Source organism: Paenibacillus sp. RC73, from assembly GCF_044908085.1.
In the GTDB taxonomy this organism is placed as follows: Bacteria; Bacillota; Bacilli; order Paenibacillales; family Paenibacillaceae; genus Paenibacillus; species Paenibacillus terrae_A.
The window spans coordinates 746,330-757,027 of sequence record NZ_JBIYCV010000001.1 but is presented as its reverse complement, the minus strand read 5'-3'; the positions used below and the strand labels follow the sequence as shown (position 1 = coordinate 757,027).

Genomic DNA, 10,698 nt, shown 5'->3' with positions numbered 1-10,698 from the left:
ATGGAACACCTATTGGGTGATACATCGTTCTTGTTTAATCAGTGTAAAAAATACAACTTTACAAAAGGCAAGGCACGAACCTTCAAATGATAAATATAGTTTAATTAACCACAGGGATTACTCTGGTAATTCACGACGTGTAGAAAAAGTGTCAAATTGATTTTTCAATTTGACACTTTTTTATATTGGATAAGATAATGAGTTTGTGCAGATAGCAAAAGGTCTGTTAAGACTTATGTGTAGATTATTTTCGAATGGATCTCTCCCGAGTGAATTTTTTTATTTTTTAGTGTAGGTGGTTGCCAATTAAGGATTTGACCTCAATTTTAGACACGTAAGTTTCCGTTAAGTCGCAAAATTAACAAATGACATTTTACAATACAGTCTATATAAGAAGTGACAAATGATAATACAGAAAGTGTCATTTTCATAGTACAGAAAGTGGCGTTTATAGGCTGTATTAATGACAAAACTAATTACAGCCGACACTTTTGTGTATTCTTCTTGTATAGACTTTTTGGATACGAGGAGGCAGGGTCTGTGGATTCAATGCAGTATATTATCGGCTCAAATTTGGCTCAAATCAGGAAGACTAGAGGACTTAGTCTGGATAAAGTGGCTGAACTGACAGGGGTCAGCAAAGGAATGCTGGCCCAGATTGAGAAGGGAAAATCCAATCCTACGGTTACCACACTTTGGAAAATTGCCGACGGTTTGCATGTGTCCTTTTCCACATTCCTCAAAGAGGACTCCCCGCAAATCACTAAAATCAGCAGGGAAGACCTGTATCCGGTGATTGATGAGAACGGCAACTATTTTGTTTACCCTATCTTCCCGTATCATTCGGAAAAGAAGTTTGAGGTGTTCACGGTAAGTCTGAAGCCGGGCTTTACACATCAGGCAGAGAAGCATCTGGGAGAAGAATCGATACTCATGATCCGTGGGGAAATGTACTTTGAAATGCAGGGACAACAGCTTAAACTGAGCGCAGGGGATGCTGTGCAATTTCAAGTAACTGACCTTCATACGTACCGTAATGAGTCGGATGAGGATGCGGATTTTTATGTATTGATTTATTATGCGGATTAGTGGGATGATTAGCACAGTCTAAAACAGGCTTCCACCACTATATAAAAAGATAGCTACGAGGAAAAGAGAGGAAGAGAACCCATGGAAAGCAAGTACATCCGAGAAACCTACTGCTTCAAGACGTCCCGTGTATTTCCCAACGATATCAACAATCATAACACGCTCTTCGGAGGCCGATTGATGTCGTATATCGACGATATTGCGTCTATCGCAGCCTCCAAGCTATGCCGCACGAATACGGTCACGGCATCTACGGATTCGGTGGATTTTTTGCTGCCCATCCATCCGAGCGATTCCGTTACGCTGGAGGCGTTTGTAACCTGGACAGGCCGTAGCTCTATGGAGGTCTTCGTGAAGGTCATCCGCGAAGGACTGATGACTGGCGACCGGAAAATCGCAGCCACCGCCTTCCTGACCTTTGTGGCGCTGGACGAGAACAACCGTAAAGTGATCGTGCCGCAGGTCATTCCAGAGACAGAAGAGGAATTACAACTGCACCAGACCGCGCCGTCACGTGCAGCGATACGACGTCAGCGCAGGGAGGAAAGCAAGCAACTGGCGAGCTTCCTGACGACAGATTATCCGTGGGAACTGTAACGTCCTGTCATGTGGGTTGCCAGAGCACCGCAGGTTTACAAACATCGCGACCTTGTGTCATGGATTACTGATACAATAAATGACAATGGTCCTGAGATGAGTTCAATGTAAAGGGCGGGAGCGATGTGAATCGAAAAGCAGTGCGTGCGTGGATTACTTACGATTGGGCCAATTCAGGCTATGCAACGACGATACTGGCAGCAGTGCTGCCTATTTTCTACAGCTCTGTTGCAGCTTCGACGCTGGATGCGACAACCGCATCCTCCTATCTGGGGTACACACATGCAATCGGTATGTTATGTGTAGCGTTATTGTCCCCTGTGCTCGGGGCAGTTGCCGATCTGACAGGCAGCAAGCTGTCTTTCCTGCGAATTTTTACGGGGACTGGCATCGTCGCCACATTGGGCTTTAGCCTGGTAGGAGAAGGAGACTGGCTGCTGGCTTCCGCGCTGCTGGTCTTGTCGACCATCGGATTTGCGGGCGGCAATACCTTTTATGATGCGATGCTCCCCGATCTGGTGCCTTCCGGTAAGCGGGAAACTGTATCGGCCAAAGGCTACGCTTATGGCTACATTGGTGGAGGGATCTTGTTGGCGGTCAACATGCTGATGATCCAAAAGCCTCAATGGTTCGGATTAGGAAACACACTGGAGGGAACACGTCTTGCGTTTGTTTCGGTAGCGGTATGGTGGTTGGTGTTTTCTTTGCCTTTATTGCTTCAAGGTCGCCAGCGGCACTGGAGCGGTGAAGGGGAAAGACAAGACCAAGAAAGGCAAACAGGCAGCCTTTTATTCCAAACTGCTTACTGGAAGGCCGGATTTCGGCGGATTCAGGGCACGATGCGCCAAATTCGGCGTTTTCCACAATTGCTTAAATTGCTGCTATCTTTTTGGTTTTTCAATGACGGGATTAATACGATTATATTAATGGCTGCTATTTACGGAACGGGGATTGGGATTGGCACGACGGATCTGATTGCGGCGCTGTTGATAACCCAATTTATTGGCTTTCCCTGTACGCTGCTGCTTGGCAAATGGGCCGAACGCTGGGGATCGCGCCGGATGCTCATGTTCTCGCTCGGGATTTACATGCTGATCGTCATTCTTGGATTTTTCATGACTCAGGCGCTACATTTTTATGTGCTGGCGGCTATGGTCGGTCTGGTACAGGGGAGCAGTCAGTCCATTTCCCGGTCTTTATTCAGCGATCTGATGCCAGCCAGCCGGACGGGTGAATTTTTTGGTTTCGTGAACATTACGGGCAAGTTTTCATCCATTTTCGGCCCGTTTATCTTTGGCTTGGTCGGTCAGCTAACCGGTTCCTCGCGCTGGGGTATTTTATCGCTGTTTGCCTTTTTCGCTATCGGTATACTGATGCTGTGGACTGTGGATATCGCGAAGGGGAAGGCAGACGTGCTTCAAGCCGATCTGGACAAGGGATAGCCCAGATACAGGTTCAACTATCATTTTCCCGCAAAAAGAAGCCGTTCTTCCGTTAGCAGTGATCTGCTGGGAAGACGGCTTTTTGGAAATAACTGAATCACTTGAAGGAAGCTACTGCTTCAATGACGATGATGATGTACGTTCGACGTTGAACGAACTAATCTACTTTCACTACACGAAAATGCTGATTCGTTCCGCCGTTATCCCCCCATTGAATCGCTTTGGCACCATCGGCGGTAGTGCCTTCGGAAATGTCGATCAGTTTGCCCGTTGCCCGGTTTTTCAGTTTGTAATAACCTCCGGTTACAGAAACCAGTTGCCATTGCTGGCTAGACCAGCCTCCGTCGCTCCATTGCTCGATGACCGCACCGTCCGTCGTCGCTCCGTTTTCAACGCCGATCAGCTTGCCACTGTTGCGGTTGACGATTTTGTAATATCCGCCGCCCGCATCCTTGAGCTGCCATTGCTGGCTGGGTGCTCCTGAATTTGCACGCTGCTCCAGATCCGCGCCGTCTGTTGTTGCACCGTCAATTACATTCAGCGGCTTGTTGCTCTTGCGGCTTACCAACTGATAGTATCCGTCCGGGTCAATGACGATTGGCGTGGTTACACCTTGAACCACACCGCTGGCGGTGTCGATGTTCATACTGTCGAACCAGTCCATAGCCAGGGAAGTCCCGGTTGGAAAACGCAGCGGTAGCCATACATATTGTGAATCCTGCACAGGCCCGCTCCATGCTCCCGCCCAGCGGTCCCCCAAATACAGGTACGAGGTCGTTTGGGTACCTTCTACCGGAATGACGTAGGCCGATTGTGAACCGTAGGTCGTACTGTCTCCAAAGTTAATCGTGTTGCTCCACGTTCCCTCAATGCTGGATGCCGTAGCATATTTGGCCTGGTTGGGGTTCCAGCCTGTTGCCCCGGATGTGATCAGGAAGTAGACGTCTCCTTTTTTGAACATCGCCGGAGCTTCACGATATTGTCCCGGCCAGAGCGTGGTCACCAGCGATTCTACTTGCAGGAAATCCGGTGTCAGACGATAAATGTTCAAATCGGCATTCACACGGGTAGCAGAAACCAGGTAAGCCGTACCATTGTCGTTGTACACAGTCATATCCCGTGAATCGTAATCCAGAGGACGGAAGCTGCCCTGATAGGTGTAATCGCCGTCCACAGTATCGGAAGAGGCAACTGCCACCTGGGCTTCGTTGTAATTAACTCCATTTTCCTTGTGCATCCACAATACGTATTTGCGTGTTTTCTCATTGTAAATGACTTTTGGACGTTCAATATTCGAAACATTCAGCTCTACTGCGGAACTGCTAGTTAGCACGTTTTTGCGGAACTCCCAGTTTTTTAAATCAGAGGAACGGTAGGCGGATACAGCCTTGAACGTGCCGTTGGGGTTGCGATTTTCACCAAACCAGTAGTAGTAACCGTCTACCTTAATCATACCGCCCCCATGAGCATGAACCACGTTTCCAGCTGTATCTTTAAACTGAATGCCATTCACAACATTCGCTGGGGCCGCTGAAGCAATCTTCGGTGAAAACATCTGGAAAATGCTCAACGACAGCAAAACAGCGAGCATAATACACAGTAAGACGGCAAAATCATATTTCATTGTTTCGTCCTCCTCTGTATGTTTTTAAAGCGCTTACAAAAATGATTTGTACTGAATAGCTATCTATGCTAATGCCTATCACCTGTCTGATGATGCGATGTGAGCAACAAGAGGGTTCTATCCCAATTGTATCCATATTGAATTGAAAGTGCTAGAGTAGTATATTGACCATGTACACCGCAGACGATAAACTTTCAATGAATTTCCAATAGAGCGGTGAAGTTATGAATGGGCTGATATTTATTACGTCATAGGGGGCCAACCATGGAAATATACGCGATTGACATGAGCAAGCCGGAGGCAGTCGGTCATTACGAGTCACTGCTAAACCGGGTTTCGACTGAAAAGCGACAGAAGCTGGATCGTTTTTTACATCGGGAAGATGCTTTAAGGGGCTTATACGCCGATGTGTTGTTAAGGTGGTTGGCCTGTCGGCAATTGAAGGTTTCCAACTCCAGTCTTCAATTTACATATAATGCTTTCGGCAAGCCTTCCTTGTTGAATGCACCCGCATTCCATTTTAATGTTTCTCACTCGGGAAAATGGGTGGTATGCGCCGTGGATGATCATTCGCTCGGAATCGACATTGAACAGCTTCGTCCTATTGATTTTGAGGTGGGAAGGGTGTGCTTTTCAGACACGGAGTATGATACGTTGATGCGTCAGGAGGCGGAGAGCCGCTTATCCTATTTTTACGATCTGTGGACGCTCAAGGAAAGCTTTGTGAAGGCCGAAGGGCAGGGATTAACGCTGCCGCTAAAGTCATTTTCATTCGATTTAAGTGAGCGTCCGTTGATCGGTTTTACGACGGAAGGCTTTACCACCGAGTATTGTCATTTTAAACAGTATGAGATCGATGAACACTATAAAATGGCTGTCTGTGCAATGCATGACCGCTTTGCGCATCTGGTGCAGCAGCTAGATATACATACACTATGCCTGGAATCGGCAGCACAGGCGTGATATGAAGCTAAAAAAATGGCGGAACAAGTAGTCTAGTTGAAAAAAGGGAGATGAGCTGCGTTGACGCTAACATTGTTCAAGCATGGCAAGCTGTATGGGGAATGGGCTGCCAAGGGAAATTCAATCATTGTACAAAATGGCATCATACAGGCCATTGGACAAGCGCGGGAGCTTGAATTGCAATTGTCGGGTAAGGAATATGACACGGTGGATTGGGAGGACGCTTATGTGTTGCCGGGCTTGGCCGATTCACATATGCATTTGTCCATGCATGGCATGAAGCTGGCGATGCTGGATTTTACGTCGGCTACCTCGAAGGATGAGATGCTTGATATGCTGCGCAAACGGGTTGCGCTCACACCGCCGGGAGAATGGATTTTAGGGCTGAACTGGAACGAAAATGCGTTTATTCCTGTTGAGATTCCGACCATCTCAGAGCTGGATGCCATTACGGATCAGCACCCGGTATATTTGACTCGTACATGCTTTCATACGTTTCTGGCGAATTCAGAAGCGTATCGGCGTGCAGGTATTGGCGAGAACACTCCTGATCCCGCTTCGGGAGCCTACGGAAGAAATGCGGATGGACAGTTGAACGGATTGATTTATGAGGAAGCGTCCACTGCCTTTACAAGTGTTCAGCCAGAGCCGGATTATTCGGTTAAAAAAGATGCAATCCGCCGAGCTTGTCTGGATGCACTACGACTCGGCCTGACGGCTGCACACACGGAGGATTTGCGTTTTCTGGGCAGCGTGGACACCATGCAGCGGATTTACAGGGAGCTGAGGGAGGAAGGCATTGCTTTTCGCACGCATCAGCTCATCTATCATCCGTTCATGGAGGAAGTGAAAGCGAAAGGGCTGCGTGCTGGTAACGGAAATGAGTGGTTTAAAATCGGTGCGGTAAAAATGTTTGCCGATGGTGCGATTGGTGGAAGAACTGCGCTATTGTCTGCGCCCTATAGCGATGCTCCACATACCAGTGGCATGGCGATTCAACCGCAGCCAGAGCTGAACCAGATGGTGGCGGCTGTCAGAGCCGCAGGTTTTCCGGTCGCTGTACATGCGATAGGGGATGGGGCGGCGCATATGATTTTGACAGCGATGGAAGCCCATGCGCTAACGGAGGAAAGTGGCTTGCCGGATCGTCTGATCCATGGACAGGTGCTGACTGCCGATTTGGTCAAGAGAATGGCGAAGCTGCCGCTGATTGCGGACATCCAGCCGCGTTTTGTAGCAAGTGATTTCCCGTGGGTGCTGGATCGGGTTGGCGAGGGACGTACCGAATATTTGTATGCCTGGAAGAAGCTGCTGGACGCAGGTATTCCATGTGCTGGCGGCAGTGACGCGCCTATTGAGCCGTTGGACCCTTTTCTCGGTATGCATGCCGCTGTGACCCGCACCAAGCCGGAAGAGACGCATGAGGGTTATCTTCCAGATGAAAAGCTGGACATTCACGAAGCTATTCATCTGTTTACCTTCGGAAGTGCAGTTGCTGCGGGAGAAGCGGATGAACGGGGTTCGATGGCTGTAGGGAAAGCCGCTGATTTTACGGTTATTGACCGGGATTTATCGGAGCGCCCTCAGGCTTTGCTTGACGTTAAAGCACGTATGACGGTTGTGAACGGAATCGTTGCATATCAGGCATAGGTGGACGATAATATGTATGCAAAAAACCTCCAACCTCACGCTAATAGTGGAGTTGAAGGTTTTTTTGTTTTTACAAACCACGCTGTGCGAAACGGTCTGCATTTTTCACACTGGACCATAGATCAGAGCTTGCCCCGCCTGCATACCAGTAGGCGAAGCCTGCAACCCCTTTGTCCTGTCCCAAACGGTATTTACGGATGAAGGATCGCCCTTCCTCCAACCATAGCTTATGAAGCTGAGTATCCCTGTAGGAAACCGTATACTGCTGAATATCATCATGCCAGATCGGTTTGGAGGTGGAACGGGATACAAGCTGATTTTGCTCAATCAGTGAAATATCAGACGAAGCGACCGATTGACCACTGGCATTGAGAGTCCAGTTCCGTGTGAATAAAGGCAATGCCAATATCGCTTTATCCGGGTCGGTGGTTAGTAGAAAGCGCCGTACGCTTTCACGAAGCCAAGGTAATGAGGATACGGAGCCGGGGGTCGAGCTGCCTCCCCAATGTTCGTCATATCCCATCAGAATCAAATAGTCTGCCGCAGCGCCAAGTTGCTTATAATCAAAGGCGGCTGTCCAGTCTGTACCGTAATCAGGAGATACACAGATCGCCAGCACAGCATTCAGGCTTTTTAACTTGGCTTTTAATTGTTGGATGAACAGCGTGAGCTGGGTACGATCCTGACCATCTACATTTTCAAAATCAATCACAAGCCCATCCAGATGATGTGTAGATACGGCATTCGCAAGCTGAGTTATGGTTTTGTTCCGTAAAACTTCACTGGACAGGATTTGGTGCGTCATCGTTAGATTCGAACGGTTGCCTACCATCGCCCAGACTTTTTTTTGATGCTGTTTGGACCAGGTGAGGAGCGAGGTGTTTGTAAGATCACTAATATTACCCGTTTCGTTTAGAAAAAACCAGCGTGGTGATAGGGTGTTGATGTTAGATTGAAGCACGGAGCTTTCAAACTGTTGAACGCTCTGATCATATTGCCAGCCTAGTCGGATGGAAGATGCCGTGGACGCTGTTTTGGAGGCATGCTGTGTTGAATACGTCAGTAGCCGTTCCAGAAGTGCTACTGTTTCTTCGCGGGTCAGGGAAGACGTGGGGCGAAATTGGTTGTCTTCCCCGTTCATAAAGCCATAACGGTTCACGGTGGTTACAGCTTCAACAGCCCAATCTGCAATCTTGTTGGCGTCTGTAAAAGTGGAAACCGCTTCTCCTGATCCCGTCGAGCGTATGAGGCGTGCGATCATCAAGGCTGCTTCTTGCCGGGTTACAGGGCTGTTGGGTTGAAACGTGGCGGATGTCCCTCCCTGCACCACGTCAAGCTGGGAGGCTGCTTCAATCCATCCGTAATACCAGGCTTGTTTGGATACATCCCGATAGGAGGAGACCGATGCTTGTACAGGTTCCAGACCGAGTGTGCGATCCAGCGCGGTAACCCATTCGGCTCTCGTAACCGCCTTTTTGGGAGAAAAGTAGCCAGGTCGTGTACCTGCCAAAATTCCTTTGGCGTGCAGTGAGGTGATCGATTGATAAGCATAGCTGTCTGATATATCCTGAAACGCCACACCGACTGCGGCTGCGGGAACGGTTAAACATGAAGCGGATGTAGTTATTATCGTCATGACGGCAGTCGCCAACAGAGTAAGTTTGGTTAGCAAGCGTGATCGTATGGGGCTCATTCACTATAACCTTCTTTTTTTATGATAGATTGTCAGACGAATCGTTCGTCACATGACGATTAATACTATCAAAAATAGTAAAGTTATTCATTGCTAAATTGTTGGAAAACACAAAAAAGCCCTTACCTGTAGAGGCAAGGAGCTTCACAATCGAAACTATTCTTTTTTGGCATACATTATACCAATCGTCTGTGGACCACAATGACTGGAAATGACACATCCGGCTGTTGCCAGCAGCACCTCTTGCGCTCCCGTCTCTTCCTGTAAACGGGCTTGCAGCATCAGCGCATCTTCCTCAGCCAAAGCATGTACGACAATAATGATATCGTTATCCATATGTCCCCGCTGGTTCAGGGCATTTTGCAGCATCTGATCCAGCGCCTTTTCACGTTTGCCGCGGACTTTGTACGCAGGTGTCATTTTTCCGTCTATTACTTTGATCACCGGACGAATTTTGAGCAGACTACCGATCAGATTTTGCATCCCTGAGCATCTTCCGCCCTTGTACAGATACTCGAGCGTATCAATCACGAATTCCGTGTCTATCAGGGGGCGGGTTCTCGTCAACATGTCCACAATCTGTTCCATTGTACTGTTGTTGGCTGCGGCGCGTGCGGCCTTCATCACGAGCATGCCAAAGCCGCACGACAGATTCAGGGAATCAAAGACGGTAACACGGCCTTTCGGGAACTCGGAAGCAGCGAGCAGCGCATTTTGATAGGTTGAGGACAGCTCGGAAGACAGACTGATATATAAAATGTCGTCCCCTTGTTCTATGTAGGGAGCAAAGGCTTGAATAAAGTCCGATGGAGAAGGTGCGGCGGTTCGTGGCAAATGTCCCTCACGACTTACGCGCTGAAATAACTGTTCTGGCTGGATATCCACACCATCCCTTAATGATTCATCCCCAAACACCGTATACAATGGTACAATGCCAATCTCGTACTGTTCGCGCCATTGGACTGGAATATCACTGGTACTGTCCGCAAAAATTTTGATTTTGTTCATACATTGAATCCTCTCTGTGTGATGCGGAGAAATTATAAGGATTGCACAGAGGAAGGATAGATATCCGCTGTGTTACTCGGAACGGCAAGACCCATGGCCAGAAGTGCAATGAAGCCCAAAATAATGAACGCATTAATGATTAACCCTGCAATGGCAAATCCTTTCTTACGGTTCTTCAACGCAATTCCAATAATGCCGACCACAAGCCCGGCGCAATTCAATAACAGACTGCCTAAAAATATAAAAGGAAGCAGGACGGTTCCGGTTTGTTGCAGAACAACTTCCGGGTCCAGGGTTTGGTATTGGCTGAAATGAGCCAACAGATTAATGACCATAACAGCCAGAATGATATACCCGATCAGGCTGACGAGCGACATAATAAAAGAAGCAATACCGGGACCGGAATGCTTGAGCTTGACTGGAGGCTGGAAGACGGGAGCTTCTGAAAAAACAGGATGCTCCTCAGACGCAACAGGCTTTTGCAGATTAGGATCTTGGTTACTCATCTTTTCAACTCCTTGAACATTATCCGAACAGGTACTAATTTTCCACAAAATGAACAAAAAAGCAAGGGACCTTACACATTACCCTCCAAAAGACAGGGTTTAATCATGGAATTCTGTAGGGTTTAA

General features: G+C 48.1%; 9 protein-coding genes. 5 read left to right on the top strand and 4 right to left on the bottom strand.

Translation table 11 applies throughout. From position 1 onward, the window contains the following. Window positions 1-540 precede the first annotated feature (540 nt). From ABH897_RS03545 to ABH897_RS03535, 3 genes are all read left to right on the top strand, one after another. Window positions 541-1,089, top strand: coding sequence for a helix-turn-helix domain-containing protein (locus tag ABH897_RS03545; RefSeq protein WP_283655303.1), 549 nt, complete (start codon window positions 541-543; stop codon window positions 1,087-1,089). A gap of 81 nt (window positions 1,090-1,170) precedes the next feature. Beyond that, window positions 1,171-1,686, top strand: coding sequence for an acyl-CoA thioesterase (locus ABH897_RS03540; protein WP_014280639.1), 516 nt, complete (start codon window positions 1,171-1,173; stop codon window positions 1,684-1,686). A gap of 125 nt (window positions 1,687-1,811) precedes the next feature. Further along, window positions 1,812-3,128: an MFS transporter gene (locus ABH897_RS03535; RefSeq protein WP_283655304.1), complete on the top strand. Its 1,317-nt coding sequence runs from the start codon at window positions 1,812-1,814 to the stop codon at window positions 3,126-3,128. Window positions 3,129-3,285: 157 nt separating this feature from the next. Here ABH897_RS03535 and ABH897_RS03530 read toward each other — a convergent pair whose 3' ends face one another. Next, entirely contained in the window at window positions 3,286-4,752 is a 1,467-nt protein-coding gene (locus tag ABH897_RS03530; RefSeq protein ID WP_283655305.1) for an RICIN domain-containing protein, read from the bottom strand. A 264-nt stretch (window positions 4,753-5,016) separates the two neighbouring features. On the opposite strand from ABH897_RS03530, the gene ABH897_RS03525 reads away from it, so the two are divergent. Further along, window positions 5,017-5,715 (top strand): 4'-phosphopantetheinyl transferase family protein, encoded by a 699-nt coding sequence (locus ABH897_RS03525; RefSeq protein WP_283655306.1) that lies wholly within the window; start codon window positions 5,017-5,019, stop codon window positions 5,713-5,715. Window positions 5,716-5,775: 60 nt separating this feature from the next. Next, a complete protein-coding gene (locus ABH897_RS03520) occupies window positions 5,776-7,365 on the top strand; it encodes an amidohydrolase (RefSeq protein WP_283655307.1) in 1,590 nt (529 codons plus the stop codon). A 70-nt stretch (window positions 7,366-7,435) separates the two neighbouring features. Here ABH897_RS03520 and ABH897_RS03515 read toward each other — a convergent pair whose 3' ends face one another. From ABH897_RS03515 to ABH897_RS03505, 3 genes are all read right to left on the bottom strand, one after another. Beyond that, window positions 7,436-9,058: an S-layer homology domain-containing protein gene (locus ABH897_RS03515; protein ID WP_404591198.1), complete on the bottom strand. Its 1,623-nt coding sequence runs from the start codon at window positions 9,056-9,058 to the stop codon at window positions 7,436-7,438. A gap of 156 nt (window positions 9,059-9,214) precedes the next feature. Further along, window positions 9,215-10,066 carry a DegV family protein gene (locus ABH897_RS03510; protein WP_404520708.1) on the bottom strand — a complete coding sequence of 284 codons (852 nt, stop codon included), beginning with the start codon at window positions 10,064-10,066 and terminating at the stop codon, window positions 9,215-9,217. A 32-nt stretch (window positions 10,067-10,098) separates the two neighbouring features. Continuing rightward, entirely contained in the window at window positions 10,099-10,572 is a 474-nt protein-coding gene (locus tag ABH897_RS03505; RefSeq protein WP_404591196.1) for a hypothetical protein, read from the bottom strand. Window positions 10,573-10,698: the final 126 nt, after the last annotated feature.

Bases quoted from the DNA above. Each gene is read 5' to 3' on its own strand.
- ABH897_RS03510 (WP_404520708.1), bottom strand. From the start codon at position 10,066: ATGAACAAAATCAAAATTTTTGCGGACAGTACCAGTGATATTCCAGTC.
- ABH897_RS03505 (WP_404591196.1), bottom strand. From the start codon at position 10,572: ATGAGTAACCAAGATCCTAATCTGCAAAAGCCTGTTGCGTCTGAGGAG.
- ABH897_RS03540 (WP_014280639.1), top strand. From the start codon at position 1,171: ATGGAAAGCAAGTACATCCGAGAAACCTACTGCTTCAAGACGTCCCGT.
- ABH897_RS03515 (WP_404591198.1), bottom strand. From the start codon at position 9,058: ATGAGCCCCATACGATCACGCTTGCTAACCAAACTTACTCTGTTGGCG.
- ABH897_RS03530 (WP_283655305.1), bottom strand. From the start codon at position 4,752: ATGAAATATGATTTTGCCGTCTTACTGTGTATTATGCTCGCTGTTTTG.
- ABH897_RS03525 (WP_283655306.1), top strand. From the start codon at position 5,017: ATGGAAATATACGCGATTGACATGAGCAAGCCGGAGGCAGTCGGTCAT.